Source organism: Antarctobacter heliothermus (assembly GCF_900188425.1).
In the GTDB taxonomy this organism is placed as follows: Bacteria; Pseudomonadota; Alphaproteobacteria; order Rhodobacterales; family Rhodobacteraceae; genus Antarctobacter; species Antarctobacter heliothermus.
On sequence record NZ_FZON01000012.1, the window covers coordinates 32,828 to 58,659 of the forward strand.

Genomic DNA, 25,832 nt, shown 5'->3' on the forward strand with positions numbered 1-25,832 from the left:
GTGCTCGGGATTATGACACCGACGGCTTGCAATTGGCTCTCTACCTTGCTTTCACTTAGGCAGGGGGGCGCACGATTTTTCGACGAAAAATCGGTTCTGACGGAGGTTCTTGCACAAATGGCTCTGGACGAGACAGACAAGCGTATCTTGCGCGTGATCCAACGCACGGGTCGTATTTCGAACGCTGACCTGTCGGAGGCCGTCAATCTGTCTCCTTCGGCCTGTCACCGCCGGGTGCAGCGGCTGGAAACCGAAGGCTATGTGCGCGACTATGTGGCGCTGCTGGATGCCCGGCGGATGGGACTGCCCGCGACGGTCTTTGTCGAGATCAAGCTAACTGCGCAGGCAGATGAGGTTTTGGATGCATTCGAGAAGGCGGTAGCGCGGGTGCCTTCGGTGTTGGAGTGTCATCTGATGGCGGGTACTGCGGACTACATCCTGAAGGTTGTGGCCGAAGACACCGAGGATTTCGCCCGCATTCACCGGCAATACCTGACTCGGCTGCCGGGGGTGGCGCAGATGCAGAGTTCCTTTGCTTTGCGCACGGTGTTTCGGACGACGGCGTTGCCGGTTTGAGGCAGGGTGGGGGCAGACCTGCCGATGCGTGCAACGGGCCGGGTATGGCATGTTCAACCGCGATGTCTGTGCCCTGTCAGGGCCGCCGGTGCCAAGGTTCGCAAGGAGGAAGGGGGCGCTGCCCCCGTCTCCCATTGGTCGACTCCCCCGGGATATTTTCAGCCAGAAGAAACCCGCGGGTCAGTCCTGTTTGGGGTGGTCATCGTATTCGCCCGAGAGGATTCTTTGCGCGTCCCCCTCAGGATCGTCATACTGGTTCGACCGAAGGGTGAAGACGAAAAAGACCAGCCCGAGGCCGCCAAGGATCAGAGAGATCGGGATCAGGTAGGTCAGGATATTCACCGCAGGTCTCCTGTGTCAGCGCAATCGCAGGGCGTTGAGCGAGACGGTAATGGAACTGGCAGACATGGCCAATGCGGCAATCAGCGGCGAGCAGAGCCCCGCCACCGCCAGCGGTACGGCAATCACGTTGTACCATGTGGCGATAGTGAAATTTTCGCGGATACGGCGGGTCGCTTTGCGTGCGGTTGAAATGGCGTCAGGGATCGGCGCAAGCGTTCCGCCCAGCAGGACGATGTCCGAAGCCACACGCGCTGCGTCCAGCGCTGACGCGGGGGAGATCGAGGCATGGGCGGCGGTTAGCGCGGCCGTGTCGTTCAGCCCGTCACCCACCATCAGCACATGCGCGCCAGATTGAGTCAGCTTTTCGATCCGGGCGGATTTGTCTTGTGGCAGCGCCTCTGCCATCCATTGCGTGATGCCCAACCGGCCTGCCAGTGCCTCGACCGCAAGAGGCGTATCGCCAGAGATCAGGATGACTTTCAACCCGGCGGCTTGCAGGGCGGATACCGCCGTGTCGGCCCCTTCGCGCAGCCGGTCGGTGAACAGGAAGCCCTGTGCCGGTCCGTCACCTACGCGCAGCCATGCGGCTGTCTGTATGCCTGGGCCGGCGCCGACCCAGGCCGCGCGGCCCAGCCGCACGTCTTCTCCATGCCAGGTGCCTTGAGTGCCATGCCCGGGGATTTCCATCACATTTGTGATGGCGGCGGGTTTGATCCCGGCATCGCGCGCGGCGGCTGTCAGGGATTGTGAAAGCGGATGGCTGGACCCTTCGGCCAGCGCCAGGGCGATTTCCAGATCACGCCGGGAGAAGTCGCCGAGGTTGGTCAGTTCCGGCGTGCCCGCCGTCAATGTGCCAGTCTTGTCGAAGACCACTGTATCGACTTGTGCCAGACGTTCCAGCGCGGTGGAATCCTTGATCAGCAGGCCGCGTTTGAACAACCGGCCAGAGGCCGCAGTGGTCACCGCCGGAACAGCAAGGCCAAGCGCGCAGGGGCAGGTGATGATCAGCACGGCCGCGGCAATGTTGAGCGCCACGCGCAGGTCGCCGGTAAAGGCCAGCCAGCCAAGGAAGGCCAGCGCCGAAAGGATATGTACGCCGGGCGCGTAGAGTTTGGCGGCGCGATCCGCCAGCGAGGTGTAGCGCGAGCGACCGGATTCGGCCACGGCCACCAGATCGGCCATGCGGTGCAATGAGCTGTCGCGGCCCACGGCGCTGGCCCGCACCACCAGCGGTCCGGTCAGGTTGACCTCTCCGGCGCTGACGGTGCGGCCGGGTTCCGCGAAGACCGGCAGAGTTTCCCCTGTCAGCAGGGAGCGGTCCAGTTCCGAGGTGCCTTGGGTGATCTCGCCGTCTACCGGCATCCGTCCGCCCGGGCGCACGCGGATCAGATCGCCGACGGCCAGAGCGCTGACCGATACTTGTTCCTCGCCGTCGTCTGTTACCCGCCAGGCACGCGGCACCTCCAGCGCGGCCAGTTCTTCGGCGGCGGATCGGGCGACGGAACGGGTACGGTGATCCAGGTAGCGCCCGGTGAGCAGGAAAAAGGTCAGCGTGATGGCGGCATCGAAATAGGCATGTTCGCCAGACAGAGACGTTTCCCAGAGCGATGTGCCCACCGCCAGCAGAATCGCCAGCGAAATCGGAACGTCCATATTCAGGCGACGCGCCGACAGGGCGGTCCAGGCGTTGCGAAAGAAGGGCATTCCGGAAAAGGCCACGGTCGGCAGGACGATGGCGGCGGAAATCCAGTGGAACAGATCGCGGGTCGGGCCCTCGGCCCCGGACCAGACCGCGACCGACAAAAGCATGACGTTCATCGAGGCAAAGCCCGCAACAGCCAGCCGCATCAGCAGATCGCGCCCGGCCTTGTCCGTTGCTGTCGCTGACAAGGCGCTGTTGTCCAGCTCATGCGCCTCATAGCCTGCGCCTTCGACCACCGGGATGACATCGGCGGCGGTCAGGTCTGGCGCGGCCTCGATACTCACCCGCTTGAGCGTCAGGTTGACCCGTGCCGAGCGGATGCCCGGGAAAGCGTTCAGCGCACGTTCGACCGATGACATGCAGGCCGCGCAGTGGATCGTTGGCAGCGAAAGGACGATATGGGCCTCTGTCGGGGCAGCCTGCGCGGCCAGCGCCTCTGCTGCGGGAGCAGCGGCGCAGGCGGGGCAGGCGGAGGCAGGCGGGCGCAGCGTGGCGGTCATGTCAGTGGGTCACCGTCATTTCCAGCCGCTGCTGAAACGGTGTTCCGTCCAGTGCCGTCGCGGTCAACCAGACGTCCCAGTTGCCCGGGCGCAGCGTTTCGTAAGCGACGTAAGCGTGGCCGTTGAAGGTAAATTCCGGTTCGCGGTCATCACTGACATTGGTCGGGCGGCCGACCTTGGCATGCAGCCGCGACGCCTGAACAGGGCGGCCCTGTGTATCGGTGATGGTGAGGATCAGCATATCCTCTTGCAGGTGCGCCGCGACCGTCCATCCCAGGCTTTCCTGGTCGGCGCGGCGTTTGTCGAACGTCTGGCTGGCGACATAGGAATTGGCGACTTCAAGGCCGGGGAATGTGCTGACGGCATTCACCGCCAACGCGATATTCACCCCAATGATCACTGCAAAGGCGCTGCAGAAGATCCCCAGGACATGCCAACCCTTGAGGGTAAATTCCTTGCCAGCCATCAGTTCGCCCTTCCGTTGAAAAACGTGTCGTTGTGCGCGCGGTCGCCGTTTGTCAGATCCTCGACCCAGAACCGGAACTCGGTGCGTTCAGAGGCTGCCGGGGCGGAGGACGTTGGTGCAATGACATATACCTTTCGCAGGTAGGTCGCATTGGCCGGGACGTCCACGGTTTCATAGGGAGTGCCCTCCAGCTGGACCCGCAGGGTTGGATCGCCGGTCAGCGTGATGCGGAATGGCCTGTCCTCTCCGTGCTTGTTGAGCAGGCGCACGTCATAGGTGTTGCGGATTGATCCGTCTGACAGGGTCACAAAGGTCGGGTTGCGCACCGGAGCGACCGTCATTTCGATTTCGGGTCGGATGAACAGGGCAAAGACGAGGCCGACACCCACAAGGCTCCACAGCGTGGTGTACATGATCGTGCGGGGCCGAAAGACGTGTTTCCAGACCGGGCGGGGGTCATTGCCCGCGCGTTCGCCCGGTTCGTCCGAAAAGGCGAGATAGTCGATCAATCCGCGCGGCTTGCCGATCTTGGCCATCACGTCGTCACAGGCGTCGATGCACAGCGCGCAGGTGATGCATTCCATCTGCTGACCGTCACGGATGTCGATGCCCATGGGGCAGACGTTGACGCAGGCCATACAGTCGATGCAGTCGCCCAGATTTTCGGCTCCTTCGGACTTGCGATGTTTGCCGCGCGGCTCTCCGCGCCAGTCGCGATAGCCGACGGTCAGCGTTTCCTCGTCCATCATCGCGGCCTGGATGCGCGGCCAGGGGCAGGCATAGATGCAGATCTGTTCGCGGGCGAACCCGCCAAAGAAAAAGGTCGTCAGCGTCAGGATAAGCATGGTGATATAGGCCGCCGGATGTGCCTGCCCGGTGACGAGATCCATCAACAGGCTGGGCGCATCGGCAAAATAGAACACCCAGGCACCGCCGGTGGCCAGACCGATCAGGAACCAGACCACCCATTTGGTCAGTCGCAGACGTATCTTGCGGAAATCCATCTTTTTCTGACGGTGTAGACGCAGCCGCGCGTTGCGGTCGCCCTCGATCCAGCGTTCCACGAGAATGAACAGATCGGTCCAGACGGTTTGCGGGCAGGCATAGCCGCACCACACCCGTCCCAGCGCCGAGGTGAACAGGAACAGGCCAAGACCCGCCATGATCAGTAGGCCCGCGACAAAGTAGAACTCATGCGGCCAGATCTCGATCCAGAAGAAAAAGAAGCGCCGATTGGCAAGGTCGATCAACACCGCCTGATCCGGAAGTTGTGGTCCACGGTCCCAGCGCAGCCAAGGGGTGATGTAGTAAATTCCCAGCGTCACAATCATGATGATCCACTTGAGATTGCGGAAATTGCCTTTGACGCGCTTGGGAAAGATCGGTTCGCGGGATGCGTACAGGGAGGGAGGCGGGGAATTGCTGTCGGACACGGCGGATTCGCTCCGTTGGATTAGGATTTGGGCCGGTTTTCACAGAGCGCGGCCTGCGCAGCTTTGACCTGCATCAATTTTGAGTTTGAAACTCAGCTTTTACGTGCTTCGCGGCGGAGCCAGTTCAGGAATGCCTTGAGCGGAGGGCGCGGGACACCGGGGCGCGTGACGATGTGATACCCCTTTTCCTTGTTGTCTTCGAACAGTTTTCGCAGCCGACCGGCGCGGATGTCCGGTTCGACAAACACACCTGCGACGATGGCAATGCCCTGGCCCGCGCGGGCGGCCTCCAGCATCAGGTTCCCCGGCATGGCAGTAAAGCCGCGGCCCGCGTCCCGGTCCACGCCGTTCTTGGCAAACCAGTCGGTCGCCTCGTTGGTGCCCAGTTCCTGCAACCAGTGATAATCGCGCAGGTCGGACGGCGAGGTGATCTGGCGGTCGCCGACAAGATCCGGTGCGGCAACAACAACGATGGGCGACCGGATCAGCGGTTCGGACAGCAGGCCGGGCCATGATCCGTCGCCATAGCGCAGGGCAAGATCAATGCCGCCCGGTTCCAGCGTCTGAACCCTGGCTGAGGGGTCGATCATCAGGTTGATGTCGGGGTGTGCCTCGCGGAAGACACTCAGCCGCGGCATCAGCCAAGATGCCGCCAAGGTGGGTGTGACAGAAATCTGCAACGGACGAGAGGCATCGGCACCGGTCAGCGCCTCGATTGTCTGGGCAATGCCACCAAAGGCATCGGTCAGACTGCGGGCCAATGTTTCGCCCTCGGGTGTCAGCGCCAGCTTGCGGCCCGAACGGTCCAGCAACGCAACGCCCAGATGCGTTTCCAGCGCGCGCATCTGCTGGCTGATGGCAGCGTGACTAACATTCAGCAGATCCCCGGCCGCACTGACAGTGCGCGCCTGCGCATAGGCTGCAAAGGCGCGCATGGAGGAGAGGGGTGGGAGCGTTGACCAGTTCATCTGTAATTATGGCTTACATAATGGATTTATTCCTGAGTCGCATGAAGGCCGTGTTCGGGTCAAGTTACTTGCAGAGTTGAACACGTCATGGAGGCTTTGATGTTCGGAATACTTGCAAGAAGTTTTCTCACCGCGACCCGGAATTCCCCGGACCCGCGCCCGCACCGGTCCGAGGCGCTGCCCAAGTTGAGCTGGATTGACGAGGATCTGCCGTTCCGCAGTCACGCCGGATCGCGGAGCGGGCGCGATGATTGATCCGGTGGCCTATCTGCCGGATCTCTGGCGCGCGCCGGATCCGGCACGGCGCATCTTTGCCAACGCGCGGGGCAGGGTGTTCCCGGAAAAGCGCCGGGCCGGCGTCTGTTTTCGGTGAAGGAGAAAGGGGCGCTGGCGTCCTAGGAAACGCGCGAACAGGACAGGACACCAGCGCCACACCCCGTCCTACAAGGGCGGGGTACTGTGCGTCGGAATGTGTTTCCCGACGACCTTGTCCTCAATCTACAGGCCGGTGAATCGCGCGCCTTGACTTGGGTCAAGCGGCGGCGTCCCGAGACGATTAATTGCGGTCGGGGCAGGGCGTCGCGCAGGCAAAAAGAAACCCCCGCCAATGGCGGGGGTTTCATGTTCGATCGAAAGAGGATCAGTCTTCGGAGGCTTCGCCACCGCCAAGCCCGTGGACATAGGTCGCCACGGCGCGGATTTCTGCCTCGCTCAGCTCGGCCCCGCCCATGGGCGGCATCACGCCAAAGCGCGAGTTGTAGACGGTCTGATACAGCGAGTCGTAGTCACCGCCGTACAGCCAGATCGCATCCGTCAGGTTGGGCGCGCCCTGGTAGCGGTCGCCGGTGCCGTCTTCCATGTGGCAGCCCGTGCAGTTGATCTCAAAGACTTCGGCACCCGCTTCGGCGGCGGCCGCATCCTTCGGGGTCTGCCCGGAAAGTTGCATCACATAGTTGACGGCCTGCACGACCTCTTCCTCGGCCAGCAGCTCGTCACGGCCAAAGGCCGGCATCTCGGACCAGCGGGCCATGTCATCCACTTCGTTGCGGATGCCGTGGCTGATCGTTTCGTGGATCGCCTCGATCGAGCCGCCCCAGAGCCAATCATCGTCCAGCAAGTTGGGATAGCCCTTGGCCCCCGCGGCCCCCGAGCCGTGGCACTGGGCGCACCAGGTCAGAAACACCGCTGCGCCTGCGTTGTTGGCGTAGGTCAGCAATTCCTGATCATCGGGAATCGCACCCAGATCAGCCGCCGCCAGTTTGGCGTTGATCGGGGCCAGCTCTGCCTCGTGCGCCTCGATCGCCTTGGCGACGTTGACGCGTGTGGAAAAGCCCAGCAGACCCGGTGTCGCCGCCTTGATGCCCGGCCACGCGGGATAGGCGATGGAATAGCCGATCGCCCAGACGATGCAGGCATAAAAAGTATACAGCCACCATTTTGGCAGCGGCTTGTTGTACTCCTTGATGCCGTCCCATTCGTGGCCCGTCGTCTCATAGTCGAGATCGTCGTGATTTTTGTTGTCACTCATGTCCTGGGCTCCTTATTGCGCAGGGTCGTCCCCGGGGGACGCGGCAGGTCTGTCGTCATGACGAAACGGGATGTTGGCAATATCCTCGTGGACCTTTCGTGATCCGGGCCGAAAGGCCCAGATCACGATCCCCACGAAGATTGCGAACATTGCAAGCAGCGCCCAGCTGTCGGCCAGTTGACGGAGAAAGGAATAGGTTTCCATGTCTTTCCCCCTTACCGGCTTGCGTCAGGCGTGAAGGTCGAGAAATCGACCAGCGTGCCCAACATTTGCAGGTAAGCGATCAGCGCGTCCGCCTCAGAGATGCCGGGAGCACCGTCAAAGTTTCGGACGTTGACCTTGTCGCCATAGCGCTCCAGCAGGCCGTCATAGTCGCTGTCGGGGTCTGCCTGTGCCATGAAGTCCGCCTGAGCGGCTTCGATCATCTCGTCCGTGTAGGGGACGCCGACAAAGCGGTTGGTCTTGATCAGATCTGCGACATAGGTGCCCTCGATCAGCTTGGCTTCGAGAAAGCCGTATTTGGGCATGACCGATTCCGGCACCACTGACTGCGGGTTGCGCATGTGGTCAACGTGCCATTCGTCGGAATACCGGCCACCCACACGGGCCAGATCCGGCCCGGTGCGTTTGGACCCCCACTGGAACGGGTGATCGTACTTGCTTTCCGCCGCAAGGCTGTAGTGGCCATAGCGTTCGACCTCGTCCCGCATGGGGCGGATCATCTGACTGTGGCAGACGTAACAGCCCTCGCGGACATAGATGTCACGCCCGGTCAGTTCCAGCGGAGTGTAAGGGCGCATGCCTTCCACGTCCTCAATGGTGTTTTCGAGGTAGAAGAGCGGCACGATTTGCACCAGCCCGCCGATGGCCACCACCAGAAAGGCAAAGATGGCCAGCAGCGTGACGTTCCGTTCAAGGATCGCGTGTTTGTTGAGAATGCTCATGGTCCGGTCTCCTTATTCGGCCGGAGTGGCATGGGCCACGGCAGCGTCGGCCTCTACGGCAGGTGAACGCGTGGCGGTCATCCACAGGTTGTAGCACATGATCAAGGCACCAGTGAGGAAGAGCCCACCGCCCGTCGCACGCACGACATACATCGGGAATTTCGCAGCCACAGTGTCGGCGAAAGAGTTCACGAGGAAACCGTTTGCATCCACTTCGCGCCACATCAGGCCCTCCATGATGCCGGTCACCCACATGGACGCCGCGTAGAGCACGATGCCGATTGTGGCGAGCCAGAAGTGCCAGGACACCATCGACAGCGAATACAGACGCTCACGGTTCCACAGTTTCGGCACCAGATAGTAAAGCGCACCAAAGGTGATCATGCCGTTCCAGCCAAGCGCGCCGGAATGAACGTGACCAATGGTCCAGTCGGTGTAGTGGCTGAGGCTGTTGACCGCGCGGATCGACATCATCGGACCTTCAAAGGTCGACATGCCGTAAAAGCCGACAGAGATCACCATCATCCGAATGACCGGATCCGTGCGCAGCTTGTCCCAAGCGCCGGACAGCGTCATCAGGCCGTTGATCATGCCCCCCCAGGACGGCATCCACAGCACGATCGAGAACACCATGCCAAGGGTCGAGGCCCAGTCAGGCAGAGCGGTGTAGTGCAGGTGGTGGGGACCGGCCCAGATGTAGAGGAAGATCAGCGCCCAGAAATGGATGATCGACAGTTTGTAGCTGAATACCGGGCGTTCGGCCTGCTTGGGCACAAAGTAGTACATCATGCCCAGAAAGCCGGCCGTCAGGAAGAAGCCAACGGCGTTGTGGCCATACCACCACTGGGTCATCGCATCTTGCACGCCCGAGAAGACCTGCACAGATTTCGAGCCCCAGATCGATACCGGGATCGACATGTTGTTGAAGATATGCAGCATCGCGACTGTCAGGATGAAGGACAGGAAGAACCAGTTGGCGACGTAGATGTGCGGCTCTTTCCGTTTTACCAGAGTGCCGACAAAGACCGCCAGATACGCAACCCAGACCAGCGTCAGCCAGAGGTCTACATACCATTCCGGTTCAGCGTATTCCTTGGACTGGGTGGACCCCAGAACATAGCCGGTCGCGGCCAGCACGATAAACAGCTGGTAGCCCCAGAACACAAACCAAGCCAAGCCACCGCCCCAGAGGCGGGCCGCCGAGGTGCGCTGTACCACATAGAAGGAGGTGGCAATCAGCGCGTTGCCGCCAAAGGCAAAGATCACAGCACTGGTGTGCAGCGGACGCAGGCGGCCAAAGTTCATGTACCCTTGTGCCCACTCGTAGTTCAGCGAGGGAAAGGCCAGCTGCGTGGCAATCCAGGTGCCGACGAGAAAGCCGGTCACACCCCAAAAGGCGGTGGCGATCACGCCATATCGGATCACGCCGTCCATGTATTCGTTTTGAGGAGCCGGTGTCACCGGCTCATCTGTGTGGCGCAAGACCCACACGAACAATCCGGCGGATACCGCCAGAATGATGATCGCGTGAATCATGTAAGCCACATCGCGTGCGTAATTGATTGCGATCATCGAGAAGATCGCAATCAGTCCCAGCACGATGAGCTTGAGATAATTCAACATTTTTCGTCCCTTCGTCTGACCCAAACGATTCTATGACCGCGAGGGCGTCATTTGACTGCGCCCCTGTTAGCTATGTAACGCGAAAGGCATCCTTGATCTGCATCAATGGAACAAGATGGATATGTTGACCGGCGTCAAAGTGCGACGAAAGGCGCAACGATAGCTTGTGCGCATGAAGCCGACGGAGACGCACATGTACTTCAAATCCATCCTGACCGTGGTATCGGACACTGATTTGCTACCTTCCACGATTTCGCACGCGGCGAGTCTGGCCGAAGCCTACGACGCACATTTGACTGCCCTTTGTTTCGGCGTCGACCGAACCCAGACCGGCTACTACTATGCCGGTGCCAACGCGATGGTTCTACAGGAAACGCTGACTCGTGCCACCAAGGAGTCCGAGGCGTTGGCCGCCGACGTCCGCGAGGCACTGGGACGGACCAATGCCGTGTGGGGCGTGGACCACGGGGTTGCGCAACTGGCCGACATCGGTCGCCACGTTGCATCGCGCGCCCGGTTCTCTGACCTCGTTGTATTGCCGCAACCCTATGGCGACGGCAAAGGGGTGGAACTGGAGCCCGTGCTTGAGGGCGCGCTGTTTGACGGTCAGGTGCCGGTGATGGTTGTGCCTGACAACGTGGAACCCAAAGCTCGGCCCAAACGCGTGGTCGTTGGCTGGAACGAGGGCAACGAGGCGCTGCGCGCCCTGCGCTGCGCCATGCCGCTGCTGACCGCAGCCGAAAATGTCCATGTTGTTGTGATCGATCCACCGAAGCACGGGCCGAACAGATCCGATCCAGGGGGCATGGTGTCCGAATTCCTCGCACGTCACGGGGTCAAGACCGAGGTGGACGTTCTGGCCAAGACGCTGCCACGGGTCTCGGATGTTTTGTTGCGGCATGTGTCGGACCTGGACGCAGACATGGTTGTCATGGGGGCCTACGGGCATTCGCGGTTCCGCGAAGCCATCCTTGGCGGCGCAACGCGCAACATGCTGGAACAGGCGGGCGTACCGGTCTTCATGGCGCACTGAAATTCGGCACACTCAATCATAAGACGGCGCTCTTTCAGGGCGCCGTCTTGTGTCGTCGATGTGAAATGGTCTTGGTTCAGTCGGTCGGCGGTGAGATGTGGCCCTCACTGATCGGCACCGCAGATCCGCTGACATAAACCGCCTGAAGCGTACCGCCCGTGGTCACGATGCGCAGGTCGATCCGACTGGGTCGGCCCATATCGGCCCCTTGAAGCAGGCTCAGGCAGGTTTCCCCCTCGGCCAGGGTTCCGGCGTTCAACAGCTGTGCCGCAAGAATGGCAGAGGCCGATCCCGTTGCCGGGTCTTCGGGAATGCCATCGCCGGGGGCGAACATGCGGGCGGACAGATCGACACCGTCCCCCTTGGTGTAGATATAAAGCGCGTTCACCCCGGTGGCTTTGGTCAGCGCCTCCCATGCGGCCCCGTTTGGACGTGCAGCGGTCAACGCATCGTGATCGCACACCGGCGCATAGGCAAACGCCGGTCCGCCCTGCCAAAGGCCGGGCCGGTGCGTGTCAAAACCGATTTGCGCCGTTGACAGGCCAAGAGCGGCGGCAAAGGCCGCATCATCCGGCAATTGGCCCGTTTCGACCGCATGCGGCAGGACCGGCGCGCGAAACTCTGCCGCAACCCTGCCGTCCTTGCGCCAGACCCGCACGGGAACCAGCCCAGCGACCTCTTCCAGCGTGATCACGGTGTCAAAGTCGCCCAAGGGCGCGGATTTCAGCGCCAGATGAATGGCGCAGCCGATGGTCGGATGACCGGCAAAGGGGATCTCTGCGGTCGGAAAAAAGATCCGCACGCTGGCGGAATGTGCCGGGTCCACAGGACGCCGAACAAAGATCGTCTCTGACAGGTTGAATTCCCGCGCGATGATCTGCATCGCGGCGTCGCTCAACCTGTCCGCGTCTTCGACAATGGCCAGCGGATTGCCCGCGAACGCCGTGTCCGTAAACACATCGCAGGTGACAAAAGGCAGCCTGTCAGACAAGCATTCCACCGTCCGCGTCATCTCCCGCTTCTTCCATGAGGCGGGCCATGTCCGGCACCGTGACGTGCCGTTTGCCTTCCAGTTCGATCACCCCGTCCTTGCGCAGGGCTGAAATCTGACGGCTGACCGTTTCCAGTGTCAGACCCAAGTAATCGGCCATGGCCTCTCGCGTCAGCGGAAGGTTGAAAACAACGCTGCCCGTGCCCGGTCCGCGCATGTTCAGCGTGGCATCGCGGCGCGCGATGATCGACAACAGCGAGGCAATCTTTTCGCGCGCGGTCTTGCGGCCCAGCACCAGCATCCATTCGCGTGCGGCATCCAGTTCGTCCAGCGTCATCTCCAGCAGGCGCTGGGCAATATGCGGCGTGCGGTGCATCAGATCCTCGAATGGTGACCGCCGGAAACAGCACATGACGACATCAGTGGTCGCGACGACGTCGTAGGCCGCGATGTTGCGCCCCGGACGCCCGACAAAATCGCTTGGCAGCAACAGGCCCACCATCTGGGTGCGCCCGTCTTCCATCGCCTGGCTGAGCGTTGCGATACCCGAAACGACAGAGCCGACAAAATCCATCCGGTCACCTGCCCAGATAATCGATTGGCCTGCCTCGAATTTGCGGTAGTACTTTATCTGTTCAAGGCTTTCGAGTTCGTCGCTTTCACATCGCGCGCAGACCGCTCTGTGGCGGATCGGGCAGTCGGCGCAATCGGGCGCTATGGAAAAACTACGTTCATTCAGCATCAGAGTTGCCTTTTTTGATCTGCGTCAAGGCTTGGCGATTGAGCGCAGCCTAACCGTAAATTCATGACGAAGCGAACACAACTCGCGCGGCTTGGCCTCTTCGATGCCAAAGTGCCGCGATACACATCATATCCTACAGCGCCCCACTTTGATGGGGATGTCGGACCCTCACAATATCAGGATTGGATCCGCTCCATTCCTGAAGATGGTAACATATCCCTGTATTTGCATGTTCCATTTTGCCGCAGACTGTGTTGGTTCTGTGCCTGTCGGACACAGGGAACGGCCACCTTGGGTCCTGTAGAGGCGTATGTCGGCGATCTGCAACGGGAACTTGCGCTCTTGCGCAACGTTTTGCCGCAGGGCGTGCGACTGTCACGACTGCATTGGGGCGGGGGAACACCGACGCTGTTGTCGCCCGATCTGATGAAGCGGCTGTCGGCGTCGATTCGCGAAGTGGCCGACTTTGCCGAAGGGTATGAATTCTCGGTCGAGATCGACCCGAATGAAATCGACGAGGCGCGGCTGGATGCGCTTGCCGAAAGCGGGATGAACCGGGCCTCTATCGGGGTTCAGGATTTCGATCCCCAGATTCAGGCGGCCATCGGGCGTGAGCAAGGCTATGATCTTACCCGCGATGCGGTCGAGATGATCCGGTCACGCGGGGTCCACAGCCTGAACGCCGACATTCTGTTTGGACTGCCTTATCAAACCAATGAGCGGATCACCGAAACGGTGCAAAAACTGCTGAGTTTCGCCCCGGACCGGGTGGCGCTGTATGGCTATGCGCACGTGCCATGGATGGCGAAACGCCAGCAGTTGTTGCCCTCCGAGGCTCTGCCCACGCCGCAAGAGCGGCTTGAGCTGTTCGAAACCGCGCGGCGGCTGTTCGTCTGGGATGGTTACGATGAAATCGGGATCGACCACTTTGCAACCAAGGAAGACGGGCTGTCGGTGGCAAATCGCGAAGGTCGGTTGCGGCGGAACTTTCAGGGCTATACCGACGACACGTCGGGCTATCTGATCGGGGTAGGGGCCTCGTCGATCTCAAAGTTCCCGCAAGGGTTTGCGCAGAACGCGTCCGCCACGTCCAAACATGTGGCAGCAATTCGCGACGGGCAGTTTTCGACCGCCCGAGGGCATAAGTTGAAGGGCGAGGATCAGTTGCGCGCGCGGTTGATCGAGGCGCTGATGTGCGATTTCCGGGTCAATGCGGCTGAGATCCTGCGCGATTTCCCCATTTCGCGTGAGGCGCTGTTCGGGATGTTCCGTGACGCGAACGCATCGTTCGAGAACATCATGGAGATCACCGAGGACGGGCTCTTCATCCCCGAAGCGGCGCGCCCACTGACCCGCATGGTGGCGCGGGCCTTTGATGGCTATGAGCTTAGCCGGGCCGGGCATTCCAGCGCGATTTGAACAGGGGGCGGGGGGGCAATCCCCGCCCTATGCGATGTTGAGCGCGGCTGCCAAAAGAGTGCGGGTGTATTCGGTTTGAGGCGCGTCAAAGATGTCCTGCGCAGCGCCATACTCCACCACATCACCCTGTTTCATCACGATGACCTTGTGACTCATCGCGCGCACCACCTTGAGGTCGTGTGAAATGAACAGATAGGCGAGATTGTACTTGCGTTGCAGGTCACGCAGCAGGTTCACGATCTGTACCTGTACCGTCATGTCCAATGCCGACGTCGGTTCATCCAGCACCAGAAGCCGCGGCCGCAGCACCATGGCGCGCGCAATGGCGATGCGCTGGCGCTGACCGCCGGAAAACTCATGCGGATAGCGGTGCATGGTCATCGGGTCCAGACCGACCTCGACCATGACCTCGGCCACCAGTTCGCGGTGCGAGCGACCATCAGGCGCGCCATGCACTTGCAGCCCTTCCGCGATGATCTGTTCGCAGGTCATACGCGGGCTGAGTGAGCCGAACGGGTCTTGAAAGACGATCTGCATTTCCGAACGCAGCTTGCGCAGCCGCTTGGTGGACCAGGCGTTCACGTCCTGCCCCCGGTAGGTGATCTGGCCCTCAGAGCTGATCAACCGCATGATCGCCAGCGCAAGGGTTGTCTTGCCTGACCCGCTTTCGCCCACGATCCCCACGGTCTCACCGGCGCGCACCGCGATCGAGGCATCGTTGACCGCCTTAACGTAGCCCACCGTGCGTTTCATCAGCCCGCGCTGGATAGGGAACCAGATCTTGAGGTTGTCGGTGCTGGCGATCAGTTCCGCGCCCTCATCCACCGGGTCCGGCGTGCCGGTGCTTTCCGCCGACAACAGCATCTGGGTGTAGGGGTGCTGCGGGTTGGCAAAGATTTCCGACGTCTTGCCCTGTTCGACGATCTCTCCGTCCTTCATCACGCAGACTCGGTCGGCGATTTTGCGCACGATGCCCAGATCATGGGTGATGAACAGCAGGCTCATATCCTCGTCGTCCTTGAGGCCGGCCAGCAGGTCAAGGATCTGCGCCTGAATGGTCACGTCCAGCGCCGTGGTCGGTTCATCCGCGATCAGCAGTTCCGGTCCGTTGGCCAGCGCCATGGCGATCATGACACGCTGCCGTTGCCCGCCCGACAATTGGTGCGGATAGGCACCCAGCCGTGTTTCCGCGTCGCGGATGCCGACCTTGGTCAGCAGTTCGATGATGCGGGTGCGGGCGGTATCGCCGCTGAGTCCCTGATGCAGTTCAAGGCTCTCGCGGATCTGCTTTTCCAGCGTGTGAAGCGGGTTGAGAGAGGTCATCGGCTCTTGAAAGATAAAGCTGATGTCGTTGCCGCGGACGTCGCGCAGACGCTTGTCCGACGCGCCGATCATCTCGACCCCGTTGTACAGCACCGATCCCTGGACTCGCGCGGAATCGCCCAGTAGGGACACGGTCGACAGCGCTGTGACGGACTTGCCTGACCCGGATTCCCCCACCAGCGCGACGGTTTCGCCCTTTTCGATCTCGAAACTGACGCCCTTGACGGCAGGGACGGTGACACCGTCCTGACGAAAGCCAACCTGTAGGTCGCGGACCTGAAGCAATGCGCTCATGAGAAGGTTTTCCTGGGGTCAAAGGCGTCGCGCACCCCTTCAAAGATGAAGACCAGCAGCGACAGCATGATCGCGAAAACCGCGAAAGAGGTGAAGGCCAGCCAGGGCGCTTGCAGGTTCTGTTTCGCCTGTAGCGTCATTTCCCCCAAGGAGGGCGATGAAGACGGCAGACCGAAACCGAGGAAGTCGAGCCCCGCCAGCGTGCTGATGGTGCCGGTCACGATGAAGGGCAGGAAGGTCACGGTCGCTACCATGGCATTGGGCAACATGTGGCGGAACATGATTGTCAGGTTCGACACTCCCAGCGCCTTGGCCGCGCGGACGTATTCAAGGTTACGCGCACGCAGAAATTCTGCCCGCACCACGCCCACCAGCGCGGTCCAGCCAAACAGGATTGTCAGTAAGACCAGCAGCCAGAAACTTCGCCCCAGGATCGCGAACAGGATGATGATGATGTACAGCGAGGGCGTCGCGCCCCAGACCTCGATCACGCGCTGAAAGATCAGGTCCAGCCAGCCGCCGAAATAGCCTTGTAGCGCGCCTGCGGTGATGCCGATGAGAGAGGCGCAGACCGTCACGATCAAGGTGAAGATGATCGACAGGCGAAAGCCATAGATCACCCGCGCCACCACATCGCGTTTTGTGTCATCCGTGCCCAGCCAGTTCTGGTCGTTGGGGGGCAGGGGGGCGGCACCGGGACGGTCCACCGGGGTGTCATAGCTGTAGGGGATCGGCGGCCAGAGCAGCCAACCCTTTTGGAAGCCGTCGTCGGTCAGCGTGCCGGCCCTGGCGTCCTCGATCATGGCATCGGGGTCGTCGAAACAGCGTTCCAACCCGCCGGTTGTAATCAGGCAGCGTACCTCAGGGTCGCGATACGCGGCCTCAGTCCGGAAATCGCCGCCGAAGTCTGTTTCGGGATAAAAGTTGAAGATCGGCGCGTAATAGTCGCCTCGATAGTTGACCAGGATGGGTTTGTCGTTGGCGAGGAACTCGGCAAACAGCGACAGACCGAAGAGAAACATGAAGATCCACAACGACCACAGCGCCCGGCGGTTGCGTTTGAAGTTGTTCCAGCGCCGTTTGTTGAGTGGCGAGAGGGTAAAGAAACCCTTCTTTGGCTCTGGCGGCACGGCAAAGCCGGGGGTCGGCTTGGGCGTCGTCTCAGGTTGAGGATTGGTAACCATCAATCAACCCTCCCGCTTTTCAAAGTCGATGCGTGGATCAACGACGACATACATGAGGTCCGAGAGCAGACCGACGACAAGGCCTATCATCGACGTGATGAACAGGGTGCCAAAGATCACCGGATAGTCGCGCGCCACCGCCGCCTCAAACCCCAGACGCCCCAGCCCGTCGAGGCTGAAAATCGTCTCGATGATGATCGAGCCGCCGAAGAACACGCCGATAAAGACGCCCGGCAGACCGGCAATCACGATCAGCATCGCGTTGCGGAAGACGTGGCCATACAGCACGCCCTTTTCCGACAGGCCCTTGGCGCGGGCGGTCATGACGTACTGTTTCTTGATCTCGTCGAGAAAGCTGTTCTTGGTCAGCAGGGTCAGCGTGGCAAAGGCCGAAATGGTCGAGGCAAAGATCGGCAAGGCAATGTGCCAGAAATAATCGACCACCTTCATGAAGATGTTCATCTCTGCCCAGTTGTCAGAGGTCAGCCCCCGGATCGGAAAGATCTGCCAATAAGAGCCACCGGCAAAGAGCACCAGCAGCAGAATGGCAAAAAGAAAGCCGGGGATGGCGTAGGCCACGATGATTACGCCGCTGGTCCATGTGTCAAAGCTGGTGCCATCCTTGACCGCCTTGCGGATGCCCAGCGGGATCGACACCAGATAGGCGATCAGTGTCGACCACAGGCCCAGCGAGATCGACACCGGCATCTTTTCAAGCACCAGATCAATCACGCCGATGGAGCGGAAATAACTCTCTCCGAAATCCAGCCGCATGTAGTTCCACATCATGTTCAGGAACCGTTCCAGCGGCGGTTTGTCGAATCCGAACTGGCGTTCGAGATCGGCGATGAACTCGGGCGGCAGGCCGCGCGCACCGGCATAGGTATCGTTGCCCCCGCCCATCGCGCCGGCCTCTGGCGTCTCTGACGCGCCGGCGAAACCGCCGAACACATCGCCCTGACCCTCTATCTGGGCGATGATCTGTTCAATCGGGCCGCCGGGGACAAACTGCACCAGCACAAAGTTGATGATCATGATCCCCAACAAGGTGGGGATGATGAGCAGGAGTCGGCGGAGAATATAGGCTCCCATGTCAGTCCAGGTGACCTTCCGCCTTGAGCGCAGCTGCCTTTTCGGGATTCACCCACCAGAAGCTCAGGTAGCCCAGGTCGTAGGGCGGGATCGTCTCGGGATGTTCGTACATGTCGAAATAGGCCACCCAGCTGTCCGCGATATAGCCCGTGGGGATCACGAAAAACTCATACCGCAGGGCACGGTCCAGCGCCATCAGCGCCACGTCGGTGTCATCCTGACTTTCGGCGACAAAGCTGGCGTCGATGATCGCGTCCACCAGTGGGCTGGCCAGCCCGGCGGGATTGAACAGGCTAAAGGCAGCCTCTTCTGACCCGTACATCTGGGTCAGACCGCCGCCGGTCGACAGAAAACTGCCGTAGCGGGTGGAATACAGCATGTCATAGTCTCGTTCGCGGCGGCGCAGCGTATACTGCGACGGATCAACCTTTTCAAAACTGGCGTCCACGCCGATCTGGCGCAGGTTCTGCACAAATATGTCGTGCATCCCCTCGACGGAGGATTCGATGTTCGACGGGATCAACATGTTGACCTTGAGCGTCTCACCCTTGTCGTTGCGGGCCAGTCCGTCCTGTCCCACGGTCCAGCCTGCCTCTTGCAGCAGTCCCATCGCCTCTCGCCGTGTGCGGCGCGACGGAAGACTGTCAGAGGGATCAGAGACATGCATGGTCCAGACGTCTTCGGCCAGCAGTTCTTCGGGGACAACATCACCCAAGGATTCCAGGAACGCCAGTTCCGCGCCTGCGGGCTTTGCCTTGGCCTCGACATGGGTGCCTTCGACAAAGGAACTGCGGGAGGTGTAGAGCCCGTGCAGCAACGACTCGTTTGACCATTCAAAGTTGAAAGCCAGAGCAATCGCCTCACGCACACGTTTGTCCGCGAACTGCGGCTTGGCAAGGTTAAAGACAAAGCCGGTGGGGTTCGGCGGGCTGCCGTCTGGAATTTCCTCCAGTTTTACAATGCCCTGCTTGGCCTTGGGAAAATCGTAGGCCGTGGCCCACTGCTTGGGGTCGCTTTCAATCTTGAAAGTGTAAGCGCCCGCCTTGAACGCCTCAAACGACGCAGTCTGATCCGCGAAATACTCGACCTGGATGGTGTCGTAGTTATGGCGGCCAATGTTGTAGGGCCGGTCCTTGCCCCAATAATCCGGGTTCCGTTTGTAAACGATGCGGCGGTTCACCTCAAAGCTGTCCAGCTTGTACGGCCCGGACCCCATCGCAACTTCCAGCCGTGGCTCATCCAACCTGCGGTTTTCCAGATCCGCCTCGAACCATGCCTTGGAAAAAACCGGGGTAGAACCCACGGTTTCGATCCGCGACCGTTTGGTGAGTTCAGAGTTGAAGGTGAATTTCACCGTGTAGGTGTCCAGCGCCTCGACGCTGTCGATCATGCGTCCGACGGCCTGTGCATAGGACGGCAGGCCCTGCGTGACGAACAACTTGTGGGAATAGATCACGTCCTCTGCCGTGACCGGGGAGCCATCCCAAAACGTCGCGTCCTCACGCATGTGAAAGATCACCCAGTCGCGGCTTTCGGGGTATTCGATGCTTTCGCACAGGATGCAGTAGTACTGTCCGACCGAATCCTCTGTCGATTCAATCAATTGGTCGTACTGCAGGGTTGTCAGGGCACCGGGGCGCCCCTTGCGCGAATAGGGGTTGAGGCTGTCAAAGGTGCCGGTTGCCCCAAGCACCAGTTTGCCGCCCTTGGGCGCGTCGGGGTTGACGAAATCAAAGTGGCTGTAATCCGTCGGGTAGTCGAGATTGCCGAAGTAGGAATAGCCATGTGCGGTGGTGACGTTGTCGTCGCCGTCCTGCGCCAGGGATGCTGCCCCCCAGAGCGCAAGTCCGATGGCAAGCGTTCCGGTCGCCATGAGACGCATGTCCACGGCGGGGCGCGTTCGCGCAGCGCTGCGGTCTTGAGGACGTTTGGCCTGGATCGTCATCGTCATCTCCCTGTCAACCTGTCAACCGGCGGGTCTGCCCGGCAATTTGGCGGTAATCCTGCTTAGTTCTAAGCTAAGTTTTCCGCGAGACCACATTCAAGTCGAGATTACGGAAACGTCAACGGCACGAAGACGCCGAACACAGGGTCTGCGCCCGGATCAGGCATGAAAAAAGGGCCGTCCGAACCGGACGGCCCCAATATCTGGCCAGCGATGGATCACGGAGTCGTAGTCAGCCGCCGGTGGTTTGGAGATAGGCGATCAGGTTCACGCGATCCTCGGCCTTGTTCAGCCCGGCAAAGCCCATTGTGGTGCCGGGGGCAAAGCCTCTGGGGTTTTCGAGGAAGGCAAAGAGGTTTTCCGGCGACCAGACGTCTGCAACTTCGCTCAGTTTGCCCGAGTAGTTAAAGCCATCGACCGAGCCCACGTTGCGTGCCACAACCCCGTCAAGATGCGGGCCGGTTGCGTTGCTGCCATCCAGCTTGTGGCAGGCGCGGCACTTGCTCCAGACGCGTTCGCCCTTGTCGGCATCGGCTGCGGCCATGAGCGAGGCAAAGTCCACCTCGACCTCTTCGACGGGTTCCGCCTCTTCGACCAGAATCGCAAACCCTGCGGCGTGCTCTTCGTCGCCGTGGCCGCCGCCCGTGTGATACAGGCCCTCTGCGGCCCATTTGCCCATCAGGAAGATCAGCAAGGCGCCGCAGACGCCGCCGACGATCTTGGTAAAGGTCATGGTATCGAACATGGGAAGCCCTGCTTGTTTTATGTCGGTGTCGGGCGCGTATCTATTGCTTTCCATCCCTCTGGGCAAGCGGTAGAAGGCGCGACCAATCGCCCGCTTGTGCGGGCCGTGTGACGAGGGGCCGGAAATGACACAGCGGATTGCCTTCCAGGGAGAGCTGGGCGCCTATTCCCATCAGGCTTGCACAGAGGCCCGTCCGGGTGCCGAAGTGTTGCCTTGCCGGTCCTTTGAGGACGTCATCGCGGCGGTGCGTGGTGGACAGGCCGATCTGGCGATGCTGCCGGTCGAGAATTCGACTTATGGTCGGGTGGCCGACATTCACCGCTTGTTGCCCGAAAGTGGTCTGCGCATCGTGGGTGAGGCGTTTGTGCGGGTGCATATCAGTCTGATGGCTCTGCCCGGCGTTCAGGTCGAAGAGCTGGCGCGGGTGCGGGCGCATCCGGTGTTGCTGCCGCAGGCGCAGAGCTTTCTGACGAAATACGCCATTCAGGGCGTGGCGGCCCCCGACAGTGCCGGGGCCGCGGCGGATCTGGCGCGGGCCGAGGCGCGTGATGAGGGCGTTCTGGCCTCTGATCTGGCGGCGGAGATCTATGGGCTGCACATTCTGGCGCGTCATATCGAGGACCACGCCCACAACACCACGCGATTCCTGTTGATGGCCCCCGATCCGGACACGTCGCGGCGGGGCAGCGCGCGGATGATCACGACTTTTGTCTTTCAGGTCCGCAACATTCCGGCGGCTCTGTATAAGGCGATGGGGGGCTTTGCCACCAATGGGGTCAACATGACCAAGCTGGAAAGCTACATGGTGGGCGGGTCGTTCACGGCGACGCAGTTCTATGCGGATATCGAGGGGCATCCTGATGATCCGGGCGTTCAGCGTGCGTTGGAAGAGCTGGATTATTTCACCGATATGCTGGAAATTCTGGGCGTTTATCCGCGTGATCCTCGGCGGGATTAAGGCACCGGGCCTAGGCGTGTCCACGCGTGGACAGAATTGCGGCCGTGAAAAATCAATGGGTTACAGAGGCGTTTTTACGTCCGCTTAACCTTTGGCCGCTGTGGAGGGCGAAGCTGCGCTCTTTAGATCAGCAGGCCGCCCGCGCCTTCGTGGCGGAGCAACCAGACCTTTGTCTCGACCCCTGTGCCGCCGGAAAACCCGCCCAGCCCGGCAGAGCCCAGCACCCGGTGGCAGGGGATGAGCAGCGGAATGGGATTGCCGCCACAGCCGCGTCCCACGGCCTGCGCAGGGGCACCCAGCGCCTTGGCGATCTCACCATAAGTTGTGGTGTCTCCAAAGGGGATGGCGGCGATCCGGGCGCAAACCTGTTGCTGAAACTCGCTGGTCTCGACCGCCAGAGGCAGGTCGAAGTCGGTCAGCGTGCCGTTGAAATAGGCGGCCACCTGGGACGCGGCGCGGCGCAACAGCGGTGTGTCGTCCGCCGCGTCGCTGGCGATCCATGTGGCGCGGGTGATCTGGCCATTCGTTTCGGTGATCTCGAACGGGCCGGTGGGCGTGGCCACGCACAAACGGGGCATCAGCCGGCCCACCAGTTTTGCGGTTTGACCCGTGCGCCGTGGTCCCGCGACAGCCAGAGCGCGACACGGCGGAACCGCGACAGGGCCAGCCGCCGCCAGACCCGCGCGGTCCAGCGGGTGTAGTCCCGATTGAACGGGCAGACCCGCAGGCAAATGGCGCAGTCCGAGGCAAGTTTCGCCCAGAAGCCAAAACATTTTTCCGCGTCCGAGGTCCATTTGCGCACGCCCTTGATGGCCGAGCGGTTGGGGCGGTCGGTAGAGGGCGGCCCGAATGGCAGCGCCGCAACCGGGCAGGCATCGGCGCATTTGGTGCAGATGTCGCAGAATGCGGCCACGCCCAAGGGTTTGGGGACATCATGGGACAGGGGCAGATCGGTGAAGATCTTGGAGAACCGCAGGCGCGGGCCCAGTTGCGGCGTGATGACCAACTGGTTGCGGGCGTATTCGCCAAGCCCCGCCTTGACCGCGTAGGGAATGACCAGCGCGGTATCATTCATAGAGGCCACCGCCTGATAGCCAAGGTTGCGGATATAGGCGGCCAGTTGCAGCACCACCGCCGCCTCATGGCTGTAGGCCTTGCCGGTCGCCGCCCCCGCCAGCGCCGAGGGGTAGGTGGCGACCAGATCGGCGTCCATTTCATGGCCCAGCACGATGACGTTGGTCAGACCCTCTGGCAGATCATGCGGAGCATCGGACATGTCGCGGGTGTCGACGCGGGCGGAGTACAGCCAGCGGCGGTCAAAATCGGTGATCCCGCAAAGCTGCGCGCCAAAGAACCGCGCGGTCCGTTTGACCTCTGCCGCCATGCGGGCCGGGTCATCGACGGGGACGCGATCGGGGGAGACGGGGGTATCGGCGCTGAGCGTGGCCTGAAACCCCTCACGTCGGCCTTGGGCGGCGTGGCGGTCGGTCATGATGTCGGAAATCAGCCACGCGGCGTTGCGCAGGGCAAAATCGCGCTGGGTAAAGCCATCGCCGCGCCGGGGGGCGGCCTCGATCCTGTAGGAGGCGAAAAACGCGTCGGTGCGCGGGGAGCGGACGGTGTCATCCCACATGGCGCGGCTGAAGATGTCGTCACGCTGGGCGAAGGGCTCAAACTCTTCGCTGACCTCGATGCCAGCGGCAGCGTCCTCGGTGCGTTTTGCGCTGTTGGCGGGCCATGTCATGCGGCGACGCTAGGCGCGGGCGACGCTGGGCACAAGAAACATGTCGCTATCGGGATTGACCCCGGCGCGCCCGCGCCGAAGGTTGGGCGCAAACAGGAGGGCAGTATGGCCACGGGATTTATTGGATTGGGCGCGGTCGGCGCCAAACTGGCGGGCAACCTGCAACGCAATGGCGTGGCGCTGCGGGTCTTTGATCTGGACGCGGCCAAGATGGCCGATTTTGTGCAGGCGGGCGCAGAGGCTGGCACATCGGCGGCGGATGTCATGGCGGCCTGCGACATTGTCATTACGTCGCTACCCAGCCCCGCGGCGTCAGAGGCGGTGCTGTTGCAGATGTTGCCGGAAATGGGACCGGGCAAGACATGGGTCGAGATGTCGACCACCGACCCGGAGGTGATTCAGGAACAGGCGGCGCGGGTGGCGGCCAAGGGGGCCATCGCGGTCGAGGCACCGGTGTCGGGCGGCTGTCACCGGGCGGCGACGGGCAATATCTCTGTGTTTTGCGGCGCGCCGCGCGCGACATTCGAGGCGATCCTGCCGCTGTTGACGATTCTGGGGCGGCAGGTGTTGCACACCGGGGCGGTTGGCACCGCGTCCAAGCTGAAGGTGATGACCAACTATCTGGCCACCGCCAACCTTCTGACGCTGTGCGAGGCGCTGACCACCATGCAGGCCGCCGGGCTGGACATGGCCACGACCTATGAGGCGATCCGGGTGTCCTCTGGCACGTCGTTTGTGCATGAGACGGAAAGCCAGTTGATCCTGTCGGGCAGCCGCGACGTGGATTTTGCGCTGGATCTGGTGATGAAGGACGTGGGCCTGTTTCAGTCGCTGGCCGATGCGCATGGCGTGCCTCTGGAGCTGTCGCCGCTGGTGATTTCGATGATCAAGGACGGGCAGGCGCGGTTCGGCGCGCAGGCGCAGTCCGACCGGATGATCGAGCGGCTGGAAGAGGCCACCGGCCTGTCGGTGCGCGCGCCGGGGTTCCCGCAGGAACTGGTCGACGATGAGCCGCCCGCGCGCGGGGCCGAGGTGGTTGTGCGCCGGGAGGCTGTGTAGCGCCGCCAAAAATCCGGTGCAGCGGAGCGCGCCGGGGCTTTCCCCTGTGCGATGCGCCCAGTAGGAGGGGTGAGCGCAAAAGCGGGGAAGAGACATGGCACAGGAAGAACTGGCACGGATCACGGCCTCGGCCTCGCGGCGGGTGATCGGTGTAGGCTCGATGATGGGGCTGGGGGCGCTGGTGGTTTATGTGGCGCTCAGCACGCCGGAGATGGCGCTGGGCTGGAAGGCCGTGTTGGTGGCGCTGGGCATCGTCGGGTTGGTTCTGGCGCAGTTGATGTGGCAGTCGACCGGCCATGTGCTGATCCTGACCGAAGAGGCGCTGACCGACAGCGACGGCACGGTTGTGGCGCGGCTGGAGAATGTCGCCAAGGTGGACCGGGGCATGTTCGCGATGAAACCGTCGAACGGGTTTCTGGTGATCCTCAAGGAACCGGGGCCGCGTGCGTGGCGGCCGGGCCTGTGGTGGCGGTTGGGGCGGCGGGTGGCCGTGGGCGGTGTGACCGCCGGGTCGCAGACGCGCCCGGTGGCCGACGTCATGATCCATCTGCTGCATAACCGGGACAACGGTTAGGAGCGATTGCCTGCGGTGTCGGGCTTGGGTTTTGTCCAACGAAAAAGGGCTGCGGTCGATGCCGCAGCCCTTTTTGTTTGGCGTTCGGGCCGGGTCAGGCCGATTGATCGAACACAACCTGCGGCGCATAGCGCGGGCGGGTAAAGCTGTAGGTGCGGATCTCAAAGGCATCGAGGCCGACACTGAGCGCCGGATTGTAGGCGTCCCAGGTTTCCACCATGATCAGCTGGTCGCCATTGGTGCCCGAGGGCAGTTTGTCGGCGTAGATGGCCAGGTCGCCGGTGTTGAGCACCGGTTTGTCGCCGCGTTCGTTCGACCACACCACGTTCCAGCCGCCGTGGCTGTCGCTGTACTGGACCACCGTGACGCGCAGGTCGCTATCGGCGCCGCTGGTCTTGGTCAGGTGGCGCAGCAGGCCCTGGGCGTTGGTGAGATAGTCCGGGGTGATCGCCGCCGTCTCGCGTGAGATCATGTCGCCGATCACGTAGTTGGCCTTTTGGTTGACGGCCTGCTGGCGGAAGGCGTCGAAGTAGGTCCAGCCGACGCCGAACAGAAAGAGCAGCGCGGGGAAGACGATGACCGCCTCGACGTTGACGAAACCGCGGGTGTCAGAGGCGAAACGCTGGAGGAACGAAGGAAGGCGCATG

Annotated in this window: 27 protein-coding genes; 8 read left to right on the top strand and 19 right to left on the bottom strand. The window is 61.7% G+C overall.

The genetic code is table 11. The features are described from left to right. The first annotated feature begins 117 nt into the window (after positions 1–117). Positions 118–576 (top strand): Lrp/AsnC family transcriptional regulator, encoded by a 459-nt coding sequence (locus CHB90_RS08445; protein ID WP_089277429.1) that lies wholly within the window; start codon positions 118–120, stop codon positions 574–576. Positions 577–756: 180 nt separating this feature from the next. Here the strand turns inward: CHB90_RS08445 and ccoS are convergent, their stop codons facing one another. From ccoS to CHB90_RS08470, 5 genes are all read right to left on the bottom strand, one after another. Beyond that, positions 757–918, bottom strand: coding sequence for a cbb3-type cytochrome oxidase assembly protein CcoS (gene ccoS, locus CHB90_RS08450; RefSeq protein WP_089277430.1), 162 nt, complete (start codon positions 916–918; stop codon positions 757–759). 15 nt (positions 919–933) lie between these two features. Continuing rightward, on the bottom strand, positions 934–3,120 hold the full coding sequence (locus CHB90_RS08455; protein ID WP_089277431.1) for a heavy metal translocating P-type ATPase: 2,187 nt from the start codon (positions 3,118–3,120) through the stop codon (positions 934–936). A 1-nt stretch (position 3,121) separates the two neighbouring features. Beyond that, the gene (locus CHB90_RS08460) at positions 3,122–3,586 is read right to left on the bottom strand and encodes a FixH family protein (RefSeq protein WP_089277432.1); all 465 of its coding nucleotides are present in this window, start codon (positions 3,584–3,586) and stop codon (positions 3,122–3,124) included. Continuing rightward, a complete protein-coding gene (ccoG, locus tag CHB90_RS08465) occupies positions 3,586–5,019 on the bottom strand; it encodes a cytochrome c oxidase accessory protein CcoG (RefSeq protein WP_089277433.1) in 1,434 nt (477 codons plus the stop codon). Before ccoG ends, CHB90_RS08460 begins: the two co-directional genes overlap by 1 nt. A gap of 92 nt (positions 5,020–5,111) precedes the next feature. Further along, positions 5,112–5,987 carry a LysR substrate-binding domain-containing protein gene (locus CHB90_RS08470; protein WP_089277434.1) on the bottom strand — a complete coding sequence of 292 codons (876 nt, stop codon included), beginning with the start codon at positions 5,985–5,987 and terminating at the stop codon, positions 5,112–5,114. A 99-nt stretch (positions 5,988–6,086) separates the two neighbouring features. Between CHB90_RS08470 and CHB90_RS26505 the strand changes: the two genes are divergently transcribed. Together CHB90_RS26505 and CHB90_RS27305 are read left to right on the top strand one after the other, a co-directional pair. After that, positions 6,087–6,242 carry a hypothetical protein gene (locus CHB90_RS26505; protein ID WP_170941011.1) on the top strand — a complete coding sequence of 52 codons (156 nt, stop codon included), beginning with the start codon at positions 6,087–6,089 and terminating at the stop codon, positions 6,240–6,242. Beyond that, entirely contained in the window at positions 6,235–6,360 is a 126-nt protein-coding gene (locus CHB90_RS27305; protein ID WP_281256090.1) for a hypothetical protein, read from the top strand. The genes CHB90_RS26505 and CHB90_RS27305 overlap by 8 nt, the downstream gene beginning before the upstream one ends. A gap of 267 nt (positions 6,361–6,627) precedes the next feature. Here CHB90_RS27305 and ccoP read toward each other — a convergent pair whose 3' ends face one another. The 4 genes from ccoP to ccoN are packed head-to-tail and all read right to left on the bottom strand — an operon-like array spanning position 6,628 to position 10,082. After that, positions 6,628–7,515 carry a cytochrome-c oxidase, cbb3-type subunit III gene (gene ccoP, locus CHB90_RS08475; protein ID WP_089277435.1) on the bottom strand — a complete coding sequence of 296 codons (888 nt, stop codon included), beginning with the start codon at positions 7,513–7,515 and terminating at the stop codon, positions 6,628–6,630. Between the two features lie 12 nt (positions 7,516–7,527). After that, positions 7,528–7,719: a cbb3-type cytochrome c oxidase subunit 3 gene (locus tag CHB90_RS08480; RefSeq protein WP_089277436.1), complete on the bottom strand. Its 192-nt coding sequence runs from the start codon at positions 7,717–7,719 to the stop codon at positions 7,528–7,530. A gap of 11 nt (positions 7,720–7,730) precedes the next feature. Next, positions 7,731–8,459: a cytochrome-c oxidase, cbb3-type subunit II gene (gene ccoO / locus CHB90_RS08485; RefSeq protein WP_089277437.1), complete on the bottom strand. Its 729-nt coding sequence runs from the start codon at positions 8,457–8,459 to the stop codon at positions 7,731–7,733. Positions 8,460–8,471: 12 nt separating this feature from the next. Further along, a complete protein-coding gene (ccoN, locus tag CHB90_RS08490; RefSeq protein WP_089277438.1) occupies positions 8,472–10,082 on the bottom strand; it encodes a cytochrome-c oxidase, cbb3-type subunit I in 1,611 nt (536 codons plus the stop codon). A 193-nt stretch (positions 10,083–10,275) separates the two neighbouring features. On the opposite strand from ccoN, the gene CHB90_RS08495 reads away from it, so the two are divergent. Next, positions 10,276–11,115: a universal stress protein gene (locus tag CHB90_RS08495; RefSeq protein ID WP_089277439.1), complete on the top strand. Its 840-nt coding sequence runs from the start codon at positions 10,276–10,278 to the stop codon at positions 11,113–11,115. A 76-nt stretch (positions 11,116–11,191) separates the two neighbouring features. Here CHB90_RS08495 and CHB90_RS08500 read toward each other — a convergent pair whose 3' ends face one another. Further along, positions 11,192–12,127, bottom strand: a complete 936-nt coding sequence (locus CHB90_RS08500; RefSeq protein WP_089277440.1) for a PhzF family phenazine biosynthesis protein — start codon at positions 12,125–12,127, stop codon at positions 11,192–11,194. Then, the gene (fnrL, locus tag CHB90_RS08505; protein WP_089277441.1) at positions 12,099–12,848 is read right to left on the bottom strand and encodes a transcriptional regulator FnrL; all 750 of its coding nucleotides are present in this window, start codon (positions 12,846–12,848) and stop codon (positions 12,099–12,101) included. The genes CHB90_RS08500 and fnrL overlap by 29 nt, the downstream gene beginning before the upstream one ends. A 63-nt stretch (positions 12,849–12,911) precedes the next feature. Between fnrL and hemN the strand changes: the two genes are divergently transcribed. Further along, positions 12,912–14,267 carry an oxygen-independent coproporphyrinogen III oxidase gene (hemN, locus tag CHB90_RS08510; protein ID WP_089277442.1) on the top strand — a complete coding sequence of 452 codons (1,356 nt, stop codon included), beginning with the start codon at positions 12,912–12,914 and terminating at the stop codon, positions 14,265–14,267. A 27-nt stretch (positions 14,268–14,294) separates the two neighbouring features. On the opposite strand, the gene CHB90_RS08515 is transcribed toward hemN, so the two are convergent. The 5 genes from CHB90_RS08515 to CHB90_RS08535 all read right to left on the bottom strand — a co-directional run bounded on the left by CHB90_RS08515 (position 14,295) and on the right by CHB90_RS08535 (position 20,850). Further along, positions 14,295–15,884: an ABC transporter ATP-binding protein gene (locus CHB90_RS08515; protein WP_089277443.1), complete on the bottom strand. Its 1,590-nt coding sequence runs from the start codon at positions 15,882–15,884 to the stop codon at positions 14,295–14,297. Further along, complete coding sequence (locus CHB90_RS08520; RefSeq protein WP_089277444.1) at positions 15,881–17,068, bottom strand: ABC transporter permease; 1,188 nt, start codon at positions 17,066–17,068, stop codon at positions 15,881–15,883. The genes CHB90_RS08515 and CHB90_RS08520 overlap by 4 nt, the downstream gene beginning before the upstream one ends. A gap of 3 nt (positions 17,069–17,071) precedes the next feature. Next, complete coding sequence (locus CHB90_RS08525) at positions 17,072–18,160, bottom strand: microcin C ABC transporter permease YejB (protein ID WP_089277445.1); 1,089 nt, start codon at positions 18,158–18,160, stop codon at positions 17,072–17,074. A 1-nt stretch (position 18,161) separates the two neighbouring features. Further along, positions 18,162–20,105, bottom strand: coding sequence for an extracellular solute-binding protein (locus CHB90_RS08530; protein ID WP_089277446.1), 1,944 nt, complete (start codon positions 20,103–20,105; stop codon positions 18,162–18,164). A 232-nt stretch (positions 20,106–20,337) separates the two neighbouring features. Then, on the bottom strand, positions 20,338–20,850 hold the full coding sequence (locus CHB90_RS08535; RefSeq protein WP_089277447.1) for a c-type cytochrome: 513 nt from the start codon (positions 20,848–20,850) through the stop codon (positions 20,338–20,340). Positions 20,851–20,974: 124 nt separating this feature from the next. Between CHB90_RS08535 and CHB90_RS08540 the strand changes: the two genes are divergently transcribed. After that, a complete protein-coding gene (locus tag CHB90_RS08540) occupies positions 20,975–21,808 on the top strand; it encodes a prephenate dehydratase (RefSeq protein ID WP_089277448.1) in 834 nt (277 codons plus the stop codon). A 122-nt stretch (positions 21,809–21,930) separates the two neighbouring features. Here CHB90_RS08540 and CHB90_RS08545 read toward each other — a convergent pair whose 3' ends face one another. Beyond that, the gene (locus tag CHB90_RS08545) at positions 21,931–22,386 is read right to left on the bottom strand and encodes a methylated-DNA--[protein]-cysteine S-methyltransferase (RefSeq protein WP_089277503.1); all 456 of its coding nucleotides are present in this window, start codon (positions 22,384–22,386) and stop codon (positions 21,931–21,933) included. Continuing rightward, entirely contained in the window at positions 22,386–23,552 is a 1,167-nt protein-coding gene (locus CHB90_RS08550; protein ID WP_089277449.1) for a 4Fe-4S double cluster binding domain-containing protein, read from the bottom strand. Before CHB90_RS08550 ends, CHB90_RS08545 begins: the two co-directional genes overlap by 1 nt. A gap of 105 nt (positions 23,553–23,657) precedes the next feature. Between CHB90_RS08550 and CHB90_RS08555 the strand changes: the two genes are divergently transcribed. Then, complete coding sequence (locus tag CHB90_RS08555) at positions 23,658–24,611, top strand: NAD(P)-dependent oxidoreductase (protein ID WP_089277450.1); 954 nt, start codon at positions 23,658–23,660, stop codon at positions 24,609–24,611. A 94-nt stretch (positions 24,612–24,705) separates the two neighbouring features. After that, the gene (locus CHB90_RS26510; RefSeq protein WP_089277451.1) at positions 24,706–25,185 is read left to right on the top strand and encodes a hypothetical protein; all 480 of its coding nucleotides are present in this window, start codon (positions 24,706–24,708) and stop codon (positions 25,183–25,185) included. Positions 25,186–25,279: 94 nt separating this feature from the next. Here CHB90_RS26510 and CHB90_RS08565 read toward each other — a convergent pair whose 3' ends face one another. Beyond that, complete coding sequence (locus CHB90_RS08565; protein ID WP_089277452.1) at positions 25,280–25,831, bottom strand: TadE/TadG family type IV pilus assembly protein; 552 nt, start codon at positions 25,829–25,831, stop codon at positions 25,280–25,282. Position 25,832: the final 1 nt, after the last annotated feature.